This window comes from Porphyromonas asaccharolytica DSM 20707 (assembly GCF_000212375.1).
Taxonomy (GTDB): Bacteria; Bacteroidota; Bacteroidia; order Bacteroidales; family Porphyromonadaceae; genus Porphyromonas; species Porphyromonas asaccharolytica.
In genome coordinates, this window is record NC_015501.1 from 1,432,732 (window position 1) to 1,457,288 (window position 24,557).

General features: G+C 52.4%; 18 protein-coding genes and 1 riboswitch. Of the genes, 9 read left to right on the forward strand and 9 right to left on the reverse strand.

Annotated elements, in window-relative coordinates:
* Positions 1-320 precede the first annotated feature (320 nt).
* From PORAS_RS05590 to nspC, 5 genes are all read right to left on the reverse strand, one after another.
* A complete protein-coding gene (locus PORAS_RS05590) occupies positions 321-3,317 on the reverse strand; it encodes a leucine-rich repeat domain-containing protein (RefSeq protein ID WP_013760512.1) in 2,997 nt (998 codons plus the stop codon).
* A 62-nt stretch (positions 3,318-3,379) separates the two neighbouring features.
* Complete coding sequence (locus PORAS_RS05595; RefSeq protein ID WP_013760513.1) at positions 3,380-4,675, reverse strand: LysM peptidoglycan-binding domain-containing protein; 1,296 nt, start codon at positions 4,673-4,675, stop codon at positions 3,380-3,382.
* A complete protein-coding gene (rimO, locus tag PORAS_RS05600; protein ID WP_013760514.1) occupies positions 4,672-6,003 on the reverse strand; it encodes a 30S ribosomal protein S12 methylthiotransferase RimO in 1,332 nt (443 codons plus the stop codon). The genes PORAS_RS05595 and rimO overlap by 4 nt, the downstream gene beginning before the upstream one ends.
* A gap of 18 nt (positions 6,004-6,021) precedes the next feature.
* The gene (ftsY, locus tag PORAS_RS05605) at positions 6,022-6,981 is read right to left on the reverse strand and encodes a signal recognition particle-docking protein FtsY (RefSeq protein ID WP_004330994.1); all 960 of its coding nucleotides are present in this window, start codon (positions 6,979-6,981) and stop codon (positions 6,022-6,024) included.
* 28 nt (positions 6,982-7,009) lie between these two features.
* On the reverse strand, positions 7,010-8,176 hold the full coding sequence (gene nspC, locus PORAS_RS05610; protein ID WP_013760515.1) for a carboxynorspermidine decarboxylase: 1,167 nt from the start codon (positions 8,174-8,176) through the stop codon (positions 7,010-7,012).
* 108 nt (positions 8,177-8,284) lie between these two features.
* A riboswitch (FMN riboswitch) is annotated at positions 8,285-8,405 on the forward strand.
* A gap of 103 nt (positions 8,406-8,508) precedes the next feature.
* On the opposite strand from nspC, the gene ribB reads away from it, so the two are divergent.
* A complete protein-coding gene (gene ribB / locus PORAS_RS05615) occupies positions 8,509-9,144 on the forward strand; it encodes a 3,4-dihydroxy-2-butanone-4-phosphate synthase (protein WP_013760516.1) in 636 nt (211 codons plus the stop codon).
* Between the two features lie 86 nt (positions 9,145-9,230).
* Here ribB and PORAS_RS05620 read toward each other — a convergent pair whose 3' ends face one another.
* The gene (locus PORAS_RS05620) at positions 9,231-11,489 is read right to left on the reverse strand and encodes a RelA/SpoT family protein (RefSeq protein ID WP_013760517.1); all 2,259 of its coding nucleotides are present in this window, start codon (positions 11,487-11,489) and stop codon (positions 9,231-9,233) included.
* Positions 11,490-11,531: 42 nt separating this feature from the next.
* Entirely contained in the window at positions 11,532-12,209 is a 678-nt protein-coding gene (bioD, locus tag PORAS_RS05625) for a dethiobiotin synthase (protein ID WP_245528009.1), read from the reverse strand.
* 272 nt (positions 12,210-12,481) lie between these two features.
* Between bioD and PORAS_RS05630 the strand changes: the two genes are divergently transcribed.
* The 8 genes from PORAS_RS05630 to PORAS_RS05660 all read left to right on the forward strand — a co-directional run bounded on the left by PORAS_RS05630 (position 12,482) and on the right by PORAS_RS05660 (position 22,109).
* Positions 12,482-12,733, forward strand: coding sequence for a GlsB/YeaQ/YmgE family stress response membrane protein (locus PORAS_RS05630; protein ID WP_013760519.1), 252 nt, complete (start codon positions 12,482-12,484; stop codon positions 12,731-12,733).
* Positions 12,734-12,771: 38 nt separating this feature from the next.
* Positions 12,772-12,936: a rubredoxin gene (gene rd, locus PORAS_RS08855; RefSeq protein WP_004330944.1), complete on the forward strand. Its 165-nt coding sequence runs from the start codon at positions 12,772-12,774 to the stop codon at positions 12,934-12,936.
* Between the two features lie 555 nt (positions 12,937-13,491).
* Positions 13,492-14,943, forward strand: coding sequence for a TolC family protein (locus PORAS_RS05635; protein WP_044211375.1), 1,452 nt, complete (start codon positions 13,492-13,494; stop codon positions 14,941-14,943).
* Positions 14,944-14,978: 35 nt separating this feature from the next.
* Positions 14,979-16,031, forward strand: coding sequence for an efflux RND transporter periplasmic adaptor subunit (locus PORAS_RS05640; protein ID WP_013760521.1), 1,053 nt, complete (start codon positions 14,979-14,981; stop codon positions 16,029-16,031).
* A 34-nt stretch (positions 16,032-16,065) separates the two neighbouring features.
* On the forward strand, positions 16,066-19,185 hold the full coding sequence (locus tag PORAS_RS05645) for an efflux RND transporter permease subunit (protein ID WP_013760522.1): 3,120 nt from the start codon (positions 16,066-16,068) through the stop codon (positions 19,183-19,185).
* Positions 19,186-19,188: 3 nt separating this feature from the next.
* Positions 19,189-19,491, forward strand: coding sequence for a PG0541 family transporter-associated protein (locus PORAS_RS05650; RefSeq protein WP_013760523.1), 303 nt, complete (start codon positions 19,189-19,191; stop codon positions 19,489-19,491).
* Between the two features lie 836 nt (positions 19,492-20,327).
* Positions 20,328-21,617 carry a methionine adenosyltransferase gene (gene metK / locus PORAS_RS05655; protein WP_013760524.1) on the forward strand — a complete coding sequence of 430 codons (1,290 nt, stop codon included), beginning with the start codon at positions 20,328-20,330 and terminating at the stop codon, positions 21,615-21,617.
* A gap of 33 nt (positions 21,618-21,650) precedes the next feature.
* A complete protein-coding gene (locus PORAS_RS05660; protein WP_004331015.1) occupies positions 21,651-22,109 on the forward strand; it encodes a transcriptional repressor in 459 nt (152 codons plus the stop codon).
* A gap of 327 nt (positions 22,110-22,436) precedes the next feature.
* Here PORAS_RS05660 and mutY read toward each other — a convergent pair whose 3' ends face one another.
* Together mutY and pfkA are read right to left on the reverse strand one after the other, a co-directional pair.
* Positions 22,437-23,525, reverse strand: coding sequence for an A/G-specific adenine glycosylase (gene mutY / locus PORAS_RS05665; RefSeq protein WP_013760526.1), 1,089 nt, complete (start codon positions 23,523-23,525; stop codon positions 22,437-22,439).
* Between the two features lie 13 nt (positions 23,526-23,538).
* Complete coding sequence (gene pfkA, locus PORAS_RS05670; protein WP_004330957.1) at positions 23,539-24,522, reverse strand: 6-phosphofructokinase; 984 nt, start codon at positions 24,520-24,522, stop codon at positions 23,539-23,541.
* Positions 24,523-24,557 lie beyond the last annotated feature (35 nt).

Below are 24,557 nucleotides of genomic sequence, written 5' to 3' on the forward strand. Positions count from 1 at the left end.
ATTCTCCTTTTGGAACTTTTTAGTTCCAAGGGGGGAACTTTCGAGTTCCAAGGGAGGAACTTTTTAGTTCCAAGGGAGGAACTCTGCGATTCCTACGTAGGAAATCGTAAATCTCCACGTGGAGAATAAAAAATATCCACGTGGGCGTGAAATGAAACTTCGGAGGAATCAAATGAAACTTCGGAGGAAATGTTTCGCGCCTACGTGGAGAATAAAAAATAGCCACCGAGGAAAATCCAATTTCCTCGGTGGCTATTCTGTTATTACTTGAATCTAATCTTCTGAGACTACTGAGTTATTCGGCAGTCTCCGATGAGTTCTTATGGAATTAGCACCTGCATCACCTCAGTCTCATCAGCTGCGACAGCCTGTGCGGTGACAAGATAGCTGCCTTGTGGTAAGGTGACTAGCTCTCCACGGCCGATGGGCTGGTGGTAGTATGTCTGTCCATCTATGGTAAAGATGGTCAGCATAGCTAGGTCAGCTAGCGTAGTGATACCCTCAGAGGAGATAGCTATGCAGCGGCTCTGTGCTGGCGCAATCACGGCGTTGTCTAACTTGAACAGAGCATTGATACGTGTGTAGCGCTGTGGTGTCAAGCTGGTGCCAGAGATCTGCTCGCCATTGGCGGTGAGTCGGTCTATCGTGTAACCCTCTTCGGGCTTGATGATGAGACTGATCTCCTGATCTTTATTGACCTTGTGGTAGCCCAGGTGCGTAGGAAGCGTGCTCCATACAGGTTTGATCACGTTGCCCTGCTTGTCTGCGAGCTGGATCTTACCATGTGTGGTGGGTGCGACCTCTACGTAGACCTGATCACAGCCAGAGGCATCTCCTTCTGTATTCACGCGCCACCCCTTGATCGTTGCAATCGTCGGATCAGCATGCTGAGCATCATTGTCAGGATTGCTCTTGTCGTTGGTGATGTAGAGGCTGTAGGGCATCTGAAGTGTGACACCCTTGGGATAGCTACAGAGAGAGGCGTATAGATCATTGACATCACAAGCTGTGAGCTGGTTGCCGTAGGCTTGTAGCATCTGAAGCAGAGGTTGATTCGATAGATCGAGCTTGGTGAGCTGGTTCCCATTGCAGTATAGCGTGGCTAGCTGGGTAAGCTTCGAGAGCTCTAGCACCTTGAGCTGATTGTCATTGACGAGGAGCGTCTCGATCTCGGGCAGGTTGGCTAGGTCTATCTTGGAGAGCTTGTTGGCTCCGAGTGCTAGTGTATGCAGTCCCGTGAGCATAGATAGGTCTATCTCAGAGAGCTGATTGCCCTGCAGGTCTAGGTAGCCAAGATTGACACACGAAGATAGATCAATGCTGGTGAGCTGATTCTTCTTGGCGTCTAGCTTTCGTAGACCTGTGAGCTTAGATAGATCTAGCTTAGAGAGAATGTTCCCATAGCATAGGAGCGTGTCTAACTGAGTACAGTTAGTGAGGTCGAGCTCAGAAATCCCTGTATAGGCTACATCGAGGAGGGTTAGATTAGGACAATCCTTAAGATCGATGTCGCCGATCGGGTTCATATAGGTGTAGAGGATCTGTAGATCGGGCTGTACGAGCTGAAGACTGGAGAACTCGTTGTCCCAAATTCCCTGCCCTGGATAGCTAGAGAGGTCAGCCTCGATGATCGGTCCAGAGACCTTGATATAGTCTCCTAGAGCCTTTCCGTCGAGACGCTTGGTCGTCTGCCCGATGATGTTGCGCTCTGGTACACCGTTACCCCAGTCAATGAGGATCTCAGTGCCCTCTTGCGGAGCTGCTATTGCGAAAGATATCTCATGACCTACCTTGGTACCCATCTGCATCATAGAGGGCTTGGTAAAAACAGGCTCTACGGTGGTAGGATCTTGGGTGACTACAAATACATGCTCCTTGATGAGTGTGCCGTTCACCTTGACTCCGAGGTACTCCTTGCCCTCAGGTATCTCATCAATCTGAACGTAGAGCGGAGTGCCAGCGAGCACGCTATCACCGATGGCCTTGAGTGACTGATCAGTGTCTATCATACGCTCTTGGAGTGTGATCTTGCCTTCGGTTTGAATGAGTGTCACAGAGACATTAGCACACTCTGCGGAGCCATCGCCCTCGACGTCTGCCTTCCAGTTTTCTTTGATAAGGCCTGCATCAGAGGTCTCTGCGTTAGACCCTTTGAGTAGTAGATTAAAATTATCTCCATATGGCTTGCGTGGATTATCCCACATAGAGCGTAGCATATAGTTGATGGCACAGGGTGTCATCGTAGGGTTAGAGCGAATGTCTAGATATTGAAGCTGATAGCAAGCGCTAAAATCGAGGAAGGTAAGCTGATTGCTATGAGCTGTGAGGCGACTCATATAGGGCGCCTGTGTGAGGTCTAGTAGCGTGATCTGATTACCAGCACAGCTTAGCGTGGTGAGCTTTGTAAGCATGGACACATCAAGAACAGTCAGAGCATTGCTGTCACAAGCTATGCTGGTCAACTTACTATTTGCTGAGAGATCTAGGTTTGTTAGCTTGTTCTTGCTACAGAAGAGGTTGGTCAGCTCAGTATTGTTCTTGAGGTTTAGTCTAGAGATGTTGTTATAGTTTATCTCTAGCTTATATAGCAGGGGAAGCTTGGTGACATCGATCTCAGAGATCTCATTGTGAGAGATAGATAGCGAAGAGAGCTTGGGGTAGTTGTCACCGATCTCTAGATCCATCAGCGAGTTATTCTCTAGCGATAGCGTCGTAAGTGCTGGCAGAGAGACGGGGTAGAAGTGACTGATGTCACAGTCGTTTGCATAGATGCGCTCGATGGTCTGACTGCCATCAGACACAAGCATGGTACCGAGTCGTGGGTTCCCAGAGATGTCGATAGAAGCTAAACTTGTATAGGAACGTAGATCTAGGGTTGTGAAGTCGTTCTCTTTGAGGTTTAGATTTTCTAGTGGAGCATCTTCGTTGAGTGCAAAGTTATCTTTTGTCAGCTTATTCTTAGAGAGATCTAGATACTTCAGCTCTGTCTGTCCTATAGCGACAAAGGAGGTTATCTCGAGCTCATCGGCCTCTAAGCTGGTGAGGCTAGAGAGGATGCGGATGGTCTTGCCCTTGATGCTTCCAGAGACTTTGGCAAAGTATCCAGAGGTGTTAGGATCGACGTTGTAGCTTTCGGTATTGCCATCTCCCCAGTCGACGATGATGGGGGTATCATAAGAATTGGTTTTGGGGTAGATTGTTACCTCAGAACCAAAGGCTTTGTCGCTTTTGATCTGTATCTCGGACGTTTGAGCTGTAAGTAGGCTTACACCGCAGAGAGACAGCAGGAGGAAGAGTAGGAAGTTGGTTTTCTTCATTCTGTTTCTGTATAGGGTGATTTGTATTATAGGGGATTGTGTGTAATATGAGGTATGGCAGGCTACTTGACCTTGCTGCTGTAGTAGTCGTGGATGAGGCGCTTTGCCTCGGTGAGGTCGGCCTTTTCGTCACCCGTGATGCCTACGCTTGGGGGCGAGGGAATCTGGATCTCGGTGCCAAGGGGAATGTTGTCGGGGTCTTCGATCTGCTCCTTATTAGCGAGGTAGATGTATATCCAGTACTCACTACGACCTAAGTAGCGACGTGCATAGCGCGCTAGATAGTCGCCAGAGCCAAGTGTCACGGTAGTGAGGATCTCCTGCTGAGCGGTCGTGTCTGCAGGTGGTGCGACGCTATCGATGGGGGCGATGGTATCTATTGTTGGGACCGTCTCAATGGGTGCCGTAGTACTGGGAGCTGGCGTGGCGATAGGGCACTGAGTCCTCTCTTCTCTGCCGAAGACGAAGAACCACAGCAGTAGAGCCATCAGTAGGACAGTGACTAGCGGGATGACGATCCAAAGCCACAGCCTGCGGTTCGTTCGCTCGGAAGGGGTGGGCTGACTCTCTTGTGGCTCCTCTCTCCTGTAAGGTGGTGGCGTGGCGACGACGGCTTCTGGCTCGCTGCTTTCGCTCGTTGGTATGGGGGGTGGGGGAGGTGGTGGCGTCGCGGGAGTTTCGGCTTGGGGCTGAGGCGTCCAAGCGGGTGGCGTACTTGCGGGTTGGGGTGCGACTATGCGCTCGGCGATACGGCTGGAGATGGTGGACGGGTAAGCCTTCTCAAGGCTCTCGGCTGGGTGCTCCTCAACATCGGGCCAGTGAACGCCCTCCTTGAGGAGTGTGGGCGCAAACATCTCAAAGGGCTTGTTGACCTGCTTGAGCAATTCGTCGGAAGGGGTGAAGGCGTAACTGGTCTCGCTACGTGCTCCTTCGCTATCTATGGACTGTGGGGCAAAGGTCCCTAGAGAAGCCCACTCTAGGGTGTGACCTAGTCGCTCGTGCATCTCAAAGAGCTTCGTGACACAACTGTAGAAGCTCTGGATCGTTTGCGGTATCTGGGTCGCTCCTTTTGCTAGGAGTTCGCCGATCTCCTCGGCAGAGAGCGGTTGCTCTTGGTTGGTGATGCGTGGCGTGACGCTTGGGGGCATCAAGTAGCGCTCACCACTAGGCAATAAGACGATGGAGGCACTGTGGCTCTCTGCGGACCACAAGCCGACGCTACGCATATAGCTGGTACTCCCCTGAGTGAGTCGCCCAATGAGGAGCGAGGTGAGATCGCTCCATAGTTGCTGGCAGGTGGTCTGTGCGAGCTGGCTCTGCTCGGAGACCTCTAGAATCCACTGTTCGGTCGTAATCATAGGATGAGGTGCTCTGGGGATGTGGTCGCGATGAGGTCGTACTCCTCTATGCCTGTGATTTCGGCTTGGTAGAAGGAGCCGACACGGAGCGGGCTGTCGCTACTGAGGATCACCTCGCCGTCTACCTCGGGGGAGTCGTACTGGGTGCGCCCGACGTAGTAGTCCTCTTCCTCACGGTCAACGACTACTTCGAGTGTGGTGCCGACTTTACGGCTATTAATGCTGGTGGAGATGGTCTCTTGGATAGACATCAGGGCATCGTATCGCTCTTGCTTGACCTCTGGCGGGACATCGTCCTGGTAATGCTTGTAGGCATAGGTCCCCTCCTCGTGTGAGTATTGGAAAGCGCCAAGTCGCTCGAAGCGCATCTGGCTGACGAAGTCAAGGAGATCGGCAAAGTCTTCGTCTGTCTCTCCTGGATGCCCAACCATCATCGTGGTGCGTAAGGCGATGCCGGGCACTTGCTTGCGGATGCGCTCTAGTAGGGCAATAGTCTCCTCACGGGTTATCTGCCGACGCATCAGCTGAAGCATATGATTGCTGCTGTGCTGGAGCGCGAGGTCGAGGTACTTGCAGATGTTGTCATGCTTCGCCATCACATCAAGCAATTCGATGGGAAAGTGGTTCGGATAGGCGTAGTGTAGTCTGAGCCAGTGAACGCCTTCTACCTGAGCTAGGCGATCGAGTAGGGTGGCTATGGCTTGCTCTTGGTAAAGGTCTACACCATAATAAGTGCTATCCTGAGCGATGATCTGAAACTCCCGACAGCCTGTGGCAACGCGCTTTTCGATTTCTCGGACGATCTCCTCCATGGGACGGGAGTGATGACGGCCAGTGATGAGCGGTATAGCGCAGTAAGAGCAGGTGCGGTCACACCCCTCGGAGATCTTGATGTAGCTGTAGTGTTGTGGCGTGACGCTAGGCGGAGGCGTTCGGTAGGATAGTGGTGTCGCATCGTCTGCGCTGAGTGCGGGTCCTAGGTCGGTGATAAGTTGCTTCCAGTCATACTTACCATAGATCTTGTCCACCTCAGGAAGCTCGGCGGTTAGTTCCTCACGAAAGCGCTCGCCAAGACAGCCCATCACATAGATAGCCCGGATGCGTCCCTCTTTCTTCGCTTCAATGAGGGAGAGGATGAGGTTGATCGACTCCTCCTGAGCTGCCTGTATGAAGCCACAGGTGTTGACGACGGCTATCTCGCCAGTCAGCTCCTCGGGATCGTGTCGTAGCGTGTAGCCGTACTGAGCGAGCCGACGCATGAGCGCATCGGAGTCAACGAGGTTCTTAGAGCAACCTAGACTGATGACATCTATTTGGTTGGCAATCATCGCGGAGCTGCTACTGGACTAAAGCTCATCGCCAAAGATGGAGTCGACAAACTCGCGCTTACGAAAGACCTGTAGATCCTCAATCTTCTCGCCTAGTCCGATATACTTGACAGGTACTTTAAACTGGTCAGAGATGCCGATGACGACACCGCCCTTTGCCGTGCCATCGAGCTTCGTGATGGCAAGCGCAGAGACGTCGGTGGCTGCGGTGAACTGCTTCGCCTGCTCGAAGGCGTTCTGACCCGTAGAGCCGTCGAGTACGAGGAGTACTTCGTGTGGAGCATCGGGGACCACCTTTGCCATGACACGCTTGATCTTAGAGAGCTCGTTCATCAAGCTCACCTGGTTGTGTAGACGACCGGCCGTATCGATGATAACCACGTCGGCGTCTTGCGCCACAGCCGACTGTAGCGTGTCGAAGGCTACCGAAGCGGGGTCCGAGCCCATCTGCTGCTTGACGACTGGCACGCCGACACGCTCTCCCCAGATCTCTAGCTGCTCGATGGCGGCTGCACGGAAGGTATCTGCAGCGCCTAGTACGATGCGCTTGCCCTGCTGCTTAAACTGATAGGCGAGCTTGCCGATGGTGGTTGTCTTGCCCACGCCGTTGACACCGACCACCATGATTACGTAGGGATGCGCATTTGCGGGGAGTGTGAAGCTCTCTCCATCGGTCGTACCATTCTCCGCAAGGAGTGCCGCCACTTCGTCACGCAGGATGCTTTTGAGTTCGCTCGTGCCGACATATTTGTCTCGAGCCACACGCTCTTCGATGCGCTTGATGATCTTGAGCGTCGTGTCCACACCCACATCACTCGTCACGAGTATATCCTCCAGGTCGTCGAGGATCTCATCATCGACCTTGCTCTTGCCAGCTACGGCACGAGTCAGCTTGTCTACCATCGAGGTCTTGCTCTTTTCTAGACCTGTGTCGAGTGTCTCTTTCTTCTTTTTTGAGAATAGTCCGAATAGTCCCATAGTTGGTCTCTTTCTTTAGGTTTAATGATTAGTCCATGCGAGACTTGTAGTCCGAATAGTCAAAGCTGCGGAGCATCTCCACCGAGCCATCGAGATGACGTAGCGCAATGGCGGGATGCTGTACGCCGTTGAACATGTTTGTCTTGACTGTCGTGTAGTGTAGCATGTCCTTCAGGACGAGCGTCTCGCCAATCTCCAGCGGATGGTCAAAGGTCCAGTAGCCCATATAGTCACCACTCAGACAGCTGTTGCCCCCTAGGCGGTAGCTGTGCGTGCCTGCCTCGGGCGTGTCGCACTGTGTCGCTCCCTCCACGACTGGATGGTAGGGCATCTCGAGACAGTCAGGCATGTGGCAGGCGAAGGAGACGTTCATAATCGCTGTCTTGATGCCGTCGTTGGTCACAATGTCCACCACCTGAGCGTAGAGATCTCCCGTCTGCCAAGCGAAAGCACTGCCTGGCTCCATAATAACTCGCAGATTCGGGTGACGCTCACGGAAAGCGCGTAGCAACGCCACCAGATGCTCCGTATCGTACTCACGATGCGTCATCAAGTGTCCACCACCAAGGTTGAGCCACTGCACCTTGTCTAGGATAAAGCCAAAGCGCTCCTCGAGACGCTCTAGCACTAACTCCAGCTGCTCGTCATCACCCTCGCAAAGAACATGCAGATGCACACCCTCTAGTCCTGTCAAAGCGCCCTCTTGCTCCATTTGTCTTAGCGTCTCGGCACTCACGCCGAAGCGTGTCCCTGGCAGGGCGGGGTTGTAGATTTCCGTCTTGACAGGCGAGTAGGCTAAGTTTAGCCGCAGACCGTAAGAGATCTGCTCGGCTGCGTAAGGCGAAGCTGGTCCGAAGCGCTGCCACTGGGTGGGCGAGTTGAGCGTGATGTGACTACTGTAGTGTACAAAGTCCGTGATATTGTCCTCGCTGTAAGCTGGTGTGTAGGCGTGTACGGGAGCTCCCATCTCCTCGTAGCCTAGGCGAGCCTCCCACGGCGAGCTAGCTGTGCTAGCGTGGATGTACTCCTTAAATATAGGGAAGGTGCGCCAGAGGGCGTACGCCTTGAAGGCTAAGATAATCTCCACGCCCGCCCGCTCTGCTACGGATCGTATCAGCTCGAGGTTACGTCTCAGGAGAGACTCCTCTAGGAGGTAGTAGGGTGTGGTCATCTTGTGGGGTTGCATACGGAGCATAGTACTTAATCTCCTGCAAAGGTACTAAATAGCAAGTGTAGCACCAAAAAGCGCCACGACCTCCTTGCTACTGACTATGACGATAGGAGGCTTTTTTGTACCTTTGCGCCTGATTCAAGAGGAGAGGTGCAATTCCTTACCGGTGGTATAGTCCACAACTCCCATAGCGGGACTGATATGGTGTAACTCCATAACCGACGGTGATAGTCCGGATGGTATTCGAATCAAGATGCCGCTGACCCTATCGGGGCTTCGGCTCTACAGGTCGACGCATCTACTTTTGTGTACCACAGATCCTCGTGCTTTTTATATAATCTCAAAGTAACAAGGAAATGGGACAGACCAAAACAATTTCCCCAGCCGTAGAGGCTCGCATCCAAGCTGCCGTCCAAGCCCTCAGAGATGGGCGTGGCATCCTACTCGTAGATGATGAAAACCGTGAGAACGAGGGCGACATCATCTTCTCCACAGAGAGACTTACTCCACAAAACATCGCGCTGATGATCCGTGAGTGCAGTGGCATCATCTGCCTTTGCCTCAAGTCGAAGAAGTGCCAAGAGCTCAATCTTCCTCAGATGGTACAGCACAACACTTGTGTCAACAACACCGCTTTCACGATCTCTATAGAGGCCAAGGAAGGGGTCACGACAGGTGTCTCAGCACATGACCGCTACGTGACCATCACAACGGCTGCACGAGCTGACGCCAAGCCTGAGGACTTAGTGCATCCAGGACACGTCTTCCCGCTACAAGCCAGAGAGGGTGGCGTGCTAGAGCGCCGAGGACACACAGAGGGCAGTATAGATATAGTTTCCATTGCAGGGCTAGGCGATACGGCCGTCCTCTGCGAGCTAACCAACGAGGATGGAACCATGGCACGTATGCCAGAGATCCAGAAGTTTGGCGCAGCGCACAATATGCCTGTCCTCACGATTGAGGATATCGTCACCTATCGTCAGCAAAGCTAAAACTACTTGTCAGCAAAACCAATAAAGAAGGAGACTATCGCCCACGAGTGATAGTCTCCTTCTTTGCTCTGTAGTCTCGCCGCGTATCAGTAGATACGGTAGGCATTGCTAATGCCTGGAGCCTGCTTGAGCGCATTGCACAGTTGCTCCACTTGCTCAGCTGAGTGCACCTCCAGTCCCACCTTTCCTCCGAAGATGCCATCTTGCGTCTGAAGCTGTACGGAGGCGATGTTGATCAGAAAGTCTTCCGTGATCACCTGTACGATCCCATTGAGGATACCCTTAGAGTCGATACCCTCGATCATTATAGAGCCCGTGAAGAGGGTAGCGCCCTGATCGCCCCAGATAGTCGAGAGGAGCTTATTGCCGGTGCTGCTTTTGAGGCGCATAGCCTCGGTACAGGTGCGTCGGTGTACTACGACTTGGTTGTCTATGACGAAGGCTACCACCTCATCTCCCGGTAGGGGATTGCAGTCGTCAGCCATGACGTAGTTGCTCTTGATGGCGTCGCTCTGAAGGAGGTAAGGCTTCTTGTAGTCTATCTCACTGATCTGAGAGATGGACTCTGTAGGTTTGGGTATAGCGTCTTGCTTGCCCATGAGCGCCTCCTTGACCGACTTGAAGAAGCGATTGCTCTTGCTCGACTTAATCCGCTTGTAGAGCGAGTCCACAAGATTGACCGTGCCAGAGCCGACAGCGTAGAAAAGGTCCTCACGCTTGTGAAAGCCAAAGAGAGATGCGACGAGATCCATATGTCCCGCATCGACAGAGAGATCGTGCTGCTCGAAGTAGTTGATCACACTCTCCTCACCTTGGCTGATTAGCTTACGACGCTCTATGCGGAGGAACTCATTGATCTTGCTCTTAGCCTTGGCCGTTTTGACATACTTGAGCCATAGAGCCGATGGTTTTTGGTTGTTACTAGAGATGATCTCCACTTGGTCTCCACTCTGCAATGTATGACTGAGAGGTACCAGCTTATGATTGACCTTGGCACCGATACAAGTTTGTCCGAGTGTCGAGTGGAGAGCATAGGCAAAGTCTAGCGGGGTACTTTCGTGAGGAAGCGTGATCGGATCCCCCTTAGGCGTAAAGACCATGATGTCATCTCCGTAGAGATTGAGCTTGATCGTATCGAGGAAGTCCATAGCACTCGAGTCGGGGTTCTCTAGAAGCTCGCTGATTTGGTCTAGGAACTTGGTGATCTCCTGATCCTCCTCCACACCATCGGACTTATACTTCCAGTGAGCTGCTAGTCCACGCTCGTCTATCTCGTCCATCCTGCGACTGCGCACTTGTACCTCGATCCACTTACCCGTGGGTCCCATGACCGTAAAGTGTAATGCTCGGTAGCCATTGCTCTTAGGCTGCGCGACCCAGTCACGAGTCCGCTCATTATTGACACGATAGAGGCTCGTGATGTCGGTGTAGATACCCCAGCAAGTCTCCTTGACATTGAGTCCAGGCGTCTCTTCAAAGATAATACGTACCGCATAGAGGTCATATATCTCTTGAAAGGGGATCTGCTTCTTCTGCATCTTCTTCCAGATCGAGTAGCAAGACTTGACACGCGTCTTCATCTCATAGTCTAGTCCACGAGCTTTGAGAAGGGGGTGAATAGGCGTGCTAAACTGCTTGAATAGCTCAGCACGAGACTGCTCCGTGTCGATAATCTGGTTGCAGATATCCTCGTAAGCCTTCGGGTGCTCATGCTTGAAGACTAGCTCTTCTAACTCCGTTTTAATAGCGAAAAGCCCTAGACGGTGAGCTAGCGGAGCATAGATGTAGAGAGTTTCCCCCGTTATCTTGAGCTTCTTATGCTCAGGCATTGAGCTCAGGGTACGCATGTTGTGCAGACGGTCGGCAATCTTAATAAGGATCACACGAATGTCTGCATTCATCGTTAGGATTAGCTTGCGAAAGTTCTCCGCCTGGAGGCTCTCTATGTTTCTCTCGGCCAGTATCTCGCTACTTATCTTGGTCAGTCCGATCACGATCTGTGCCACTTTGGGACCGAAGAGCTGCTCTATATCCTCCTCCGTGTACTCTGTATCCTCTACCACATCGTGGAGTAGGGTAGAGACGATAGATGTAGAGCCGAGTCCTATCTCACGGCACACGATACGAGCTACTGCGAGCGGATGCATGATGTAAGGCTCTCCGCTCTTGCGCCTAACCCCCTCGTGAGCCATCCGTGCGAAGGTAAAGGCACGTTGTATCACCTCCACCTTCTTGCGGTGATTTGAGTGCTCATAGTCATAGATCAGCGCATCGTACTCTCGCTGTATCATCTCCTCATCGGAGAGTGTCGAGTTACTATAATCTACAGGGTAAATGTCTTCCATAGTAAGGGGAACAAAAAAGGGTTAGACAGTAGCTCTATACATTTAGCCAACTATAGGCATCTTCATAAAGAGGCAAGAGGGCAGATGCTCCTCGAGCCATCCCTGGAGATAGGTGATGGTCTCATGCTCTATCGTTGCGTCTTGCTCAGGATACACATTGTACATAAGGTATCGCACCTCAATGCCCCGGTGCATGCAAGCATCGATACTGAGTAGCGTGTGGTTGATGCTACCCAGCTTGCCATTGGTGACGAGTGCTACCTGTGGATCCTCCTGCTGCGCTATGTAGTCTATCGTGAGGAGCTGCTCAGTGAGTGGTACCATCAGTCCGCCAGCACACTCTACGAGTAGTGGCTTAGCTCCCAGTTCTTGCAGATGACGGGTAGCTTCGTTGAGTCGCTTGGGGTCTATCTCTCCACCATCCATACGTGCTGCAAGATGTGGCGAGCAGGGGTAACTGTAGAGATAGGGGCAGGTGAGCCCCTGATGGTCCCACTCCGAGAGAGGCTCTCCGAGTAGACGACGATGTGTCTCTATATCTTCACTTATCTCGTGACATCCCGTTTGCACCAACTTCATAGAGGTACAGGCTGTATAGCCAGCCTCTCTGAGCGTACGTATAAGGAAGGCTGTGCCATAGGTCTTGCCGATGTCTGTGTCGATACCACATACGTAGAGCCGATCAGGAGGGGATAGTAATTGTCGTGTGTTACTCTTCATAGTATTAGTTACTAAGTGGGGGAGGGCAATCTCCTCCATCTACAAAGGTACAGAATAGCTTTCAATCGGCGAATGTACCGTGCAAATCTAGACGGGCTTAAATGCCGTAAAGCTTACGAATAATGATTTGCGAAATTGAGGACTGGCTTAAGGGTTGTCTATGTCACAAGATTAGATTAACTTTGCCAATGCAGAGGATTCTTATAGGTTACTAGAAGCATCTACTGCGACACTGTCATACAAATGCACACTAACAATTAAAACACAATATTATGGGATTACTTTGGAGTTTACTAATAGGTCTAGCTGCGGGAGCCATCGCAGGTTGGATCATGCGTGGACAGTCTCTAGGGTTCTTATGGAACATCATCATCGGTATGCTCGGTGGTGTCGTCGGAGGCTGGGTCTACACGCTCTTTGGGGCAACTGAAGGAACCTCCTGGTGGGCACAACTCGTGTGTGCTGTCGTAGGAGCCTGTGTCATCCTATTTGTCGTAGGGCTATTTAATAAGAAGAAAAAGTAGTCCTCTTCCATACACACAATTACCTCAACCAAGAAATTATGAAAAAGTACGTTTGCGATGTATGTGGCCATGTATATGACCCTGCAGAGGGCGATCCCGATAGCGGTATAGCTCCAGGCACACCTTTTGAGGATTTGCCCGATGATTGGGAGTGCCCACTGTGTGGCGTATCAAAGGATCAGTTCTCTCCAATGGAGGACTAATTCTAGCCAACGTCATCACCTCTAGATGACATAATCCAAGAGAGGCGTGTCCTATGAACAGACTGGTTCGTAGGACACGCTCTTTTTTGTTGTCGAGTAAGAGTCGAAGATTAATTCTGAAAAAAGGTTAGATAGGCTCCTCCTTAACGACACTTTATGAAATCCCCACGTGGAAATTCTCAAATCTCCACGTGAAGAATAAAAAATCTCCACGTGGATATGAAATGAAACTTCGGAAGAATCAAATGAAACTTCGGAGGAATCGTTTCGTCCCCACGTGGAGAATAAAAAATAGCCACGTGGAGATTTGAGATTTTCCACGTGGCTGTGAGCGTTTTATACGGAAGTGTTACTGAATAGTCAAACCTTGCACGATGGAAACTCTAAGATGAGTTTAGGGGCATTGGTTGATTAAGGAAACACTACGGAAGCATCAAAAGGTTGTTCCCAGATTAAACGAAAAAGTCCTATCCCCCTCTAAGTTGATATTCTTGAAGAACCCGACTCGGGCGTTCTAGCTCTGGAGAGGGGTTCGCTATACACCTTATTATATATATGAGACAACAGACACATCTCATCTCTGGGTGGCGCTATATGATGCTACCGTACTTATTACTGCTGACGCTGACGCTCTCGGCGCAGCAACCTGACACACTCGTGCTGACGCTAGACGAGAGCATCGCTCTCGGACTGGAGCAGAGCCCCATGGTGCTGGGTAAGGATGTCGCTCTGGTCAATCAGATGTATGCCGAGCGGGAGGCGCAGAGTGCACTCTACCCGCAGCTATCGCTCTCGGGCAACTACGGCTATACGCTCAAGAAGCAGCGCATCTACTTCGACGGGATGCCTGGTATGGGCTCTATGCCTGGTATGGAAGATGGTATTGAGGTGGGACGTACGCACAATATACAGCTGGGGCTACAAGCTGGTATGCCACTCGTCAATGCGACGCTCTGGAAGGCACTGCAGATCAACCGCAAGCAAGTTGACTTAGCACTACAGCAAGCTACTCAGTCTCGTCAGGAGTTGGTCGGGCAGATCAAGAAAGCGTTCTATACAGTGCTCCTCGCACAGGAGTCTTGTGAGACATTGCAGCAGAGCATGCGCAATGCGGAGCTGAACCTCGAGCGCGTCACGCAGCGGTACGAAGCGGGGCTCGTGGCGGAGTACGACAAGATGCGCGCTGAGGTACAGTACGCCAACATCAAGCCCTCAGTGCTGCAGGCAGAGCAGGGCGTTGACCTAGCCTATATGCAGTTGGCGGTGCTACTAGGACTAGACCCTCACACAGGTCTGCGACTGGTGGGGCACCTCGAGGACTACCAAGCCGAGAGCCAGCAACTCATAGCGCAGGTGCCAACGACCGACTCGCTATGGCTTACGACCAATCCAACCTTGCGAGCACTAGAGCTACAGCAGCAGATAGCGGACGAGAGTATCAAGCTTTCCAAGCTGAGCTGGGTGCCTTCGATATCGTTAGGAGCAAACTACAATTACAACTTCTCGTCAAACGACTTTGACCTCTCGAAGAGTCGTCTCTGGGTTCCCTTCTCCGTCGTGAGCCTGCAGTTTCAATTTCCCATCTTTACAGGGCTGAAGAACTACTACACGACGCGACAAGCTAAGGGGCGCGCTTTGCTCTTGAAGCTCCAGCGACAAGATGCTGAGCGGTCGCTCACGCTCGGTATGCAGAGCCAGCGAGACAAAGCACGTAAGGCGCAGGAGCAGTACAGTACAGCGACACAGATACAGGCGACAGCCGAGCGGGGCTACACCATCGCGCAGCGTATGTACGACAAGGGCATGGGTACGCTCCTAGAGGTCAACGATGCTGAGCTGGCACTACTACAAGCTCGTCTCAACCAGACACAAGCGCTCTACGACTACCTAATAGCGGGTGTGGAGATAGAGCAGCTCATAGCCCCCGAGACACCACTCTCCTCCGACAGAAGCGATGATTACGAGGAGCGTCTCAACTCGATCAAACGAATGACACGATACTTCTAACGCCATATATCCTATTAAGCCAAAAACAATATCCTATGTTTCTCTCTATACGTACACTTGCTCCGATAGCACTGAGCCTAGCACTTGTCTCTCTTACCAGTTGTCAGTCGGCGAGCAAGGAGGGCAAGACGACCTTTTCGCACACGATCGACTCGACAGACATCAAGCATGTAGAGGTGGCGACCGTATCGGTGCAGACGCTCCCAGACCTGCAAGAGTACACCAGCACGGTCGAGGCTAAGGTGACTAACAAGATAGCTCCGCAGATGGCCTCCCGCATCAAGCGCATCTATGTAGAGGTGGGGCAGCAGGTCTCTCGTGGTCAGCTCCTCGCTGAGATGGATCACAGTCAGCTGGAGCAGGCACGTCTGCAGCTCGAGGAGCGCAAGAGTGCACTGGCTCGTATAGACGAACTATACAAGATAGGCGGTATCTCCCAGTCGGACTGGGAGGCGACGCAGCGAGCCCTCACACTGGCTCAGACGAGCTACAATAATATAAGGGAGAATACACAGCTTCGTAGCCCTATCTCAGGGGTGGTCACAGCGCGCAACTACGATGCGGGCGATATGATGTCGCCACAGATGCCTCTGCTCGTCGTGGAGCAGGTCAACCCAGTGGTGCTACGGGTCAATCCCTCGGAGCGTTACTACGGGCAAATGACCAAAGGGATGCCGGTGACGATCACTTCGGAGTCCCTGCCTGACGAGACTTTTGCTGGTAAGATTTCGCTGAAGTATCCGACGATCAATCCACAGACTCACACCTTTACGATGGAAGTCGAGGCAACCAATCCTGAGCGCAAGCTGGTGCCTGGACAGTACGCTCGCGTCTCGATCAACCTAGGTGACAAGGAGTACACGGTAGTCCCCACAGAGAGCATTGTTAAGCAGATAGGCAGCGCTGAGCAGTGCGTCTACATCGTACGAGACGGCATCGCCCATCGGCAGGTAGTCGTCGTAGAGCGTACCGTCGGCAAGTACACAGCGATCAGCGAGGGTGTCTCCTCAGGCGATGTCGTAGTCACCACTGGAGCCAGCATCCTATCCGATCAGATGCCTGTACAGATTTCGCAGGCTCAGAAGTAATCTCTCCCATCACACAGATCCTCGCCTTTAGCTTATGAGTCTTTATCAATCAGCCGTACGTCGTCCTGTCACCACGATCATGATCTTTGTCGGGGTGGTCGTCTTGGGTCTTTTTGCCCTGACACGCCTGCCGATAGATCTACTGCCCGATATGCAGATCAATCGGGTCATGATCGTCACCTCTTACTCGGGAGCAGCTCCTGAAGAGGTGGAGAACAACGTTACTAAGCCCATCCAAAACGTCCTCAACGGCATCAACGGAGTCAAGCACATTACCTCGCAAAGCAAGGAAAATGTCTCTGTCGTAACGCTGGAGCTCCGAGAGGGACTGGACATAGAGAATGCGATCAACGATACTCGCGACAAGATCAGTGCTATCACGGAGGTGCTCCCCGACGGAGCTGGCACGCCAAACATTATCAAGTTTGGCATGGATGACCTGCCTATCCTCATGCTCTCGATCAAGTCGGACGCTAGCTCCAAGTCGCTCTACAAAATCCTAAATGATCAGTTGATAACCCCTCTAGGACGCATTGACGGGGTGGGAGGCGTCAACCTGCTAGGCGCTAGACAACGACAGATCAACGTCTACTGTGATCCGCACAAGCTCGAGAGCTACGGCATCACGGTCAGTGATGTGAGCAACCTCATAGCGGTCGCAAACCGCAACATCTCGGCTGGGTCGATGAACCTAGAAACGAGTAAAATCTCCTTACGAGCTATCGGTGAGATCGTTGAACCGAAGCAGCTAGAGGAGCTACCCATAACGAGCTTCGCTGGCCGGACCATCTATCTGCGAGACGTGGCGAGCGTCGTAGATGGAGACCCTGAGCAGCAAACGCTCGCCTATGTGGACAACCAGAGGGGCGCCATGCTCATGCTGATGAAGCAGTCGGGTGCTAACACGGTTCAGGTGAATAAGCGTGTCCTCAAGGCACTCCCGCAGATCGTGAAGAACCTCCCCACGGACATCAAGATAGAGGTGATTATGGATCAGAGCGACTTCATCGTGCGCTCGATCAATAGTCTGAGCTCGACGATCGGCATCACCTTCTGCGTCGTGATGCTCATCGTACTGCTCTTCCTAGGCCGATGGCGCGCCACCTTTATCATCGTTCTGACGATCCCGATATCGCTGCTCTCGGCCTTCATATACCTACTGCTGACGGGCAACTCGCTCAACATCATCTCGCTCAGCTCGCTCTCCATAGCCATCGGTATGGTGGTGGACGATGCGATCGTGGTGCTTGAAAATATTACCAACCACATCGAGCGGGGAAGCTATCCCAAGCAAGCGGCCGTTCATGCGACCAATGAGGTCGCGCTCTCAGTCATCGCCTCTACGCTGACGATGCTGGCCGTCTTCCTCCCGATGGTGATGATGCAGGGCATGGCGGGACTACTCTTCCGTCAGCTCGGCTGGATCGTTAGTATCGTGATGATCGTTTCGACCATCTGTGCGCTCGCCCTGACACCTACGCTCTGCGCCCACATGCTGCGAGCTAATCGTCAGCGCCAGGAGGGAAAAGTATCCCAAAAGATCCTACGTCCCTTCAACGATTTCATCCAGCGACTGACGGTCTTCTACCAGCGCACGCTCGCCTGGGTATTACGACACAAGTGGCTCACGGTAGGCTTGTCTCTAGGCATCTTCGCACTATCGCTCACGCTCGGCTCGCTGGTTAAGACCGAGTTCATGCCGCAGGGAGACGGTGGCTATATATTTGTCAAGGCGTACTACCCCGTAGGCACTACTATAGATCGTCCGCTCGCTGAGGGGCATCGCCTCACCGAGGAGTGGCACAAGAAGTACCCCGAGATAGAGATGCTGCAGTTCTCCACGGGGCAGGCGGATGCTTTTCAGTCTGGTGCCTCGACGCTGGCTCAGGATAATGGCGACAATATCCTCTCCTTCAATATCAAGTTGGTCGATGCCTCCGAGCGAAAGCGTTCCTCTAAGGAGGTTGCTGCCGAGATGCGTCGTGATCTAAGCGTCATGCCTGGCATCAAGCAGTACAATGTCTCTGCTCAGACAGGTGGCGGAGGACAGCAGAGCACTGTCAATGTTGATATCTATGGACACGACTTTGCCGTCACCGATCAGATCTCCAAAGCGTTTATGGCAGAGATTAGTAAGTCTCCCGCTTGTGCTCAGGCACTGAGCAATCGGGACGAGTTTATGCCTGAGTACCAGGTCATCTTCGACCCGCAGCGACTTGCTGAGCATGGGCTGACCAATAGTATGGCAGCGAGCTATCTGCGCAACAGTATCTACGGAGCCACCGCCTCCTTCTATCGTGAGGATGGCCAGGAGTATGAGATCCGTGTGCGCTTGGCGCCTGAGTTCAGACGCTCGCTAGACGACGTCGCTCAGACACTCGTACGCACCCCGCAAGGAACGAGCGTACGACTAGGCGAACTGGGCAATGTCGTGGAGCACTTTGCGCCTCCCGCCATTTACCAGAAAGACCGTTCTCGTGTCGTTACCATTGCGCTTACGCCAGCGCCCAAGGCTGCGCTCTCAGACCTCGTCCGCACGGCTCGGAAGACCCTTGACGAAATTGATATGCCCGAGGGCGTGAGTTACGAGATCACGGGAGCTTTCGAGCAGCAGCAAGAGGCGTTTGCAGACTTAGGGACGCTTCTGCTCCTCATTGTCTTCCTAGTCTTCATCGTGATGGCTGCGGAGTTTGAGAGTTTGGCCTCCCCGTTTGTCATTATGTTTTCCGTGCCCTTTGCCTTTACGGGCGTTATCATCGGTTTGCTCGTGACGGGAGTCCCCCTGAGTATCATCGCCTTCATCGGAGCGATCATGCTCGTCGGTATCGTGGTGAAGAATGGTATCGTCCTGATCGACTACGCCATACTCAATCGTGAGCGTGGCATGTCCGTACGCACAGCGCTACTCCATGCGGGAGCGTCGCGTCTGCGCCCCGTGCTGATGACGACCCTCACGACCGTCTTCGGTATGATCCCGATGGCTATCGGCATCGGACAGGGTAGCGAGATGTGGCAGCCGATGGGTGTCACGGTAGCCTTCGGACTGACCATCTCGACGCTGGTCACGCTCCTCTTGATCCCCTGTGTTTATGCGCTGGTCTCTCGCCGTCAGATACGGCGTCGGCGCAAGAAAAGTCTCAAAAACCACCACTAAGCTATGAATAGACAAAAGGCAATCTTCATCGTCTACAACAGCGCCCTGCATGGGCTCGTCCTGCGCACCCTCGAGCAGCACAATTCCAAGGGCTATACCGAGTGGAGCGAAGTTTACGGACGTGGCTCCGCGACGGGCGAACCGCATCTCGGTAGCCACGCCTGGCCAACGACCAATGGCGCTATGATGGTTATCACGAATGCTGAGCGAGCCGAGCGACTCCTTGCAGCACTGCATCAGATCGACCAAGACAATCCGAAGCAAGGGCTGAGAGCTTTCGCCTGGGAGGTCACCGATATGATCTAACGAATACAGCACTAGCACAACACAAAGCGTCAGTCTCGCACGAGCGAGGCTGACGCTTTCTTCGTCTTGTAGAGGAAGGTGAGCGGGTAGCTTCCCCTTGATCCATCAGATGTCGTATATGTCTCAACATATCCTCATCTGGCTATCTGTATTACATAGGTAGCGAGTTTGTCGCTTACACTCCAATTTAGTGTTGATACGGAGGCTAATTTTTATTTTGAGGCGCTGGGAAGAAGGTAGATCTCCACGTGGAGATTTCTAAATCCCCACGGAGGAAATAAAAATTCTCCACGTGGAGACGAAATGAAACTTCGGAGGAATCAAATGAAACTTCGGAGGAATCGTTTCGTCCCTACGTGGAGAATAAAAAATATCCACGTGGAAAATCGAAATTCTCCACGTGGATATTCTGTTTTAGAGTCTCAGTTGATTAGAGCACGTCATCCTAAAGTTTCCCCAGCACCTCAAAATAGGAATTAGCCGATACGGATAATGCGATGGTCCTGAATGTGCGAAGTGCGCATTTGCGAAATTGAAAAGTTTGTCTTACCTTTGCACCCACGTGATGACAAGAAGCTCCAAAGAGGTCTTGGGATCGTAGTGGATGGATTTGATAAGCTTGCAACCACTTAGAAAAATGCTAAAAACTTACCTCCTAGCCGCTCTTTAATAGAGACCGTAGCAGGAGGATCTTTTTAAGCAAGCATAGAGATATCAAAGCACCCTACGAGCTGATCCGTCAGACTGGTGGGGTGCTTTCTTGTTGTGGCGAGAGGTCCTTGTGTAGTCAAGTCGCCTCGACTCAATATATTTTATATCAATAGTATATCAGTAGTATGAATTACTTCTTTACATCCGAGTCGGTGTCTGAAGGACATCCAGATAAAGTGGCAGACCAAATATCCGATGCCATCCTAGACCAGCTACTGGCTGGTGATCCTAATTCGCGCGTCGCCTGTGAGACGCTTGTCACTACGGGACAGGTGATCGTGTCGGGCGAGGTGCGCAGCAATGCGTATGTCGATCTAGATGCGACCGTGAGACGTGTGGTAGATCGTATCGGGTACAACAAGCCTGAGTATGGCTTTGACGCTCGTAGCTGTGGCATACTGAGCGCTATCCATGATCAGAGTAACGATATCAACCGTGGTGTGGATCGCGGCAACCCTGAGGAGCAGGGAGCTGGCGACCAGGGGATGATGTTTGGCTATGCAACGACAGAAACGGCCAACTATATGCCTCTGCCCCTAGACCTCTCCAATGCGCTTCTCTTCGAGCTTGCAGAGATACGCAAGAAGGAGCCTGAGCTGATGCCTTACCTACGACCTGATGCTAAGAGTCAGGTGACGGTAGAGTATGATGAGCAAAATCACCCCGTGCGTATCGATACGATTGTCTTGAGCACGCAGCACGATGAGTTCATCAAGCCTGCCGATAGCTCTTACGAGGCGCAGCATGCTGCCGACCTTAAGATGCAGGAGCAAATCACAGAGGATATACGCCGCTACCTGCTCCCTCGTGTGGAGAAGTACTACCCGCAGTACGCCAACCTCTTTGAGGTGCAGGAGTATCGACTGCTGGTCAACCCCACGGGTAAGTTTGTCATCGGTGGCCCTCACGGAGATACGGGACTCACAGGACGTAAGATCATCGTGGATACTTACGGTGGGCGCGCTTCCCATGGTGGTGGAGCCTTCTCGGGCAAGGACTGCTCTAAGGTAGACCGCTCTGGTGCTTATGCCGCACGTCACATCGCCAAAAACATGGTCGCTGCAGGCGTTTGCTCAGAGATGCTGGTACAGCTCTCATATGCTATCGGTGTCGCAGAGCCTGTGAGTATCTACGTCCGTACCTCGGGCAAGACCATAGACATGAGCGATGGCGAGATAGCGCAGCACGTCTTGCGCATCTTTGACTTGAGACCCTATGCTATCGAGCAGCGCTTTGATCTGCGCAAGCCAATCTATGAGGAGACCGCAGCTTATGGTCACTTCGGACGTGATGTGCGTTGGGTCAAGAAGAGCTTTGAGACTTTTCACAGAGGTACCATAGAGATGGAGGTCGAGCTATTCCCCTGGGAGAAGCTGGACTATGTGGAGCGGATAAGGCAAGAGTTTGGACTATGATCTCTAGTTTGAACTCTAATCACTGCTAGGTCTATGTCTCGTCTCTCAGAGAGTCTCAAGGCTAAGGAGCGCCTCTTGCTACAAAACTATATCGAGGAGCAGGGGCTGAATCGTAGCCGCACACGCGAAGCTATCCTAGAGTTGATAGGGGAGCAGATGGGGATCTTCTCGCCAGAGGATCTGATAGCTCTCGCTAAGGAGCGCGAGATGGCTATCGGAGAGACGACGATCTATACTTGCGTAGACCTTTTTGTCAAGATTGGGATCCTGTTGCCTCTGCCAATGGGGCTAGCAGGATCATTGGTGCGGAAGTCACTGTGTCATAGCAAGGCTTTGCTGCTTTGCCGGCACTGTGGCTCTGCATTGCTTTATCGTAGTACTGCGGCACTGACGGAGCTACAGACGGTCACACCTCCTCGCTATAGTGATGTCACGCCGTTACTGCTCTACTGGGGAGTATGTCCTCAGTGCTACCGTATTGGAAGACGGTAGAGCTACCCGTCAGTACGACTATACAATGTAGTACGGGGGGCGCGTGGAGAAGTTAAAGCAACCATCCATTTATCAGATTCATAAAGAGCCCCTTTGCAATTTCTATATGAAGACTGATGTCTATCTAACCCAAGTTTTACGGAAGGGGTCGTATAATTGTCGCTGGTAGCGAGCTGTGGCGCTTGAATTATGGACTTTGTGTCCTACAGATCAAAATCCGACCGACTCAGTGAAGAGCTTTCTAAGACTTTCAACGAGTTACGACTATCTCCTATTCAACTATCGGGGCTAAATGTCCCGAAACTTGTTTCTGCCGTGAAGCTTGGGCTACATAGTGTCGATAAGGGTGGTGAGCTGCTGGAGTGCTTCCTTGAGCGTGATGGGGAGTGCCAGCCACTCGCTCTCATCGTATAGTGGTACCCATGTGCCACCATCGGGTAGCGATAGGGCTCTACTGTGGGGTATTATGGTGTAGTAACAGTCGATGTAGAGCTGTCGGTGTGTGAGTCGATGCTTATAACGTCTGAAGGGGTGTAGCTGGCATTGCTCTAATGCGGCAGGTAGCGCAGGCAGTGATTGTAGGAGTAGCTCCTCTTGCGGAGCTGCAGGCTGGTCGTACAGTAGTGTGGGCTGGTAGAGCTTGGCCCATATATCGCCCGTAGGACGCTGGTAGAGTATCGTCTGCCAATGGTCTGGTCCCCCCTTGAGTACAAAGAGGTAGCCTAAGTGTCGGGGCTGGACGGAGAGCTTGAGCGCTTTGCGTGGTAAGCCTGCTCGCTCAGGGCTATCGGCAGAGGGGCATTCGCTGCGGATGGGACAGCGGGTGCAGTCACATAGCTGAGGGGTGCAGATGAGTGCGCCTAGCTCGATCATCGCTTGGTTGTGTAGCCCTGGATGCGGAGCCTTCTCGACCAATTGTTTGGCTAGGGCGGTGTAGTACTTCTTTCCCTGAGTGGTGTCTATCGGCTCCTCAGAGGCGTAGAGCCTACTCAGGACACGGAGCACATTGCCATCGACGGCGGGGTATGGCTGATCATAGGCAAAGGAGAGGACGGCTCCAGCTGTGTAGTCTCCAATACCTGGGAGAGCGCGCACTGACTTATAGTCTGTCGGGAAGGTGCCTCCCAGATCCTGAACGATAATCTGAGCCGCACGATGCAGATTGCGTGCACGGCTATAGTAGCCCAGACCCTCCCAGAGCTTAAGAACCTCGTCAAGAGGTGCTGCGGCGAGGTCTGAGACGGTGGGGTAGTGCTCGACAAATCGTAAGTAGTAGCTCGTCCCCTGATCTATCCGTGTCTGCTGTAGGATCACCTCACTGAGCCATATACGATAGGGATCGTGTATGTCTCGCCAGGGTAGCTTACGATGATTCTCTTGGTACCAGCAGTGTAGCTTGTTGAGTAGTGTACTCAAAAGAGGCGCTTCTTTAGATAGAGAGCATATGTAGCAAGTCGATGAGGTCTGGGTCGATGCGTTTTTGCTTTTTTGTCGCCTTGACAAATGGGACGTAGACGATCTCATCGTTGTCATAGCCGATCATTACATTGCGCTGCTCATCGAGGAGTGCCTGTACGGCAGCGGCGCCCATACGACTACCCATGATGCGGTCGGTAGCGCACGGTATACCACCTCTCTGTAGGTGCCCTAAGATGGTGACACGAATGTCAAAGTTGGGGTAGCGACGCTTGAAGTCATCTGCGATGAAGAGTGTTTGCCCCTCGCGTTCACCGCTCTCAGTGACGAGGATGATGCTACTACTCTTGGTCTTGCGGAAGCCACTCTCGATCATCTTCTTGAGGGACTCGGTACTGGTTGGGTCTTCGGGGATTAGAGCTCCTTCTGATCCAGTAGCAATGGCACCATTGAGTGCCAAGAATCCAGACTCACGTCCCATCACCTCAACAAAGAAGATGCGCTCATGGCTTGAGGCTGTGTCTCTTAGTTTGTCGACAGCATCCATAATGGTGTTGAGAGCTGTCGTATAACCTATCGTGAGGTCGGTGCCTGCGAGGTCATTGTCAATGGTGGCAGGGATGCCTACAATGGGTAGGTTGTGCTCATTGGCTAGGAGTCGTGCGCCCGTGAGAGAGCCGTCACCTCCGATGACAACGAGACCATCTATCTCATTCTCCTGGATAACTTGGTAGGCACGAGCACGACCTTCGGGAGTCTCAAATTCATGGCTTCGTGCTGTCTTGAGGATAGTGCCTCCACGCTGTATGATATTGCTTACGTTCTCGACGGTGAGCTCGATGATATTGTTTTCGATAAGTCCTGTATAGCCCTTTATGATGCCACATACGGAGATGCCGTGATACAGAGAGGCTCTAGCGACGGCCCGTATAGCTGCGTTCATGCCAGGGGCATCACCGCCCGAAGTGAGTACGCCAATGCGTTTGATGCGATTCATGCTCAAGTGTTAGTTAGATAGTGATCTATGCTACA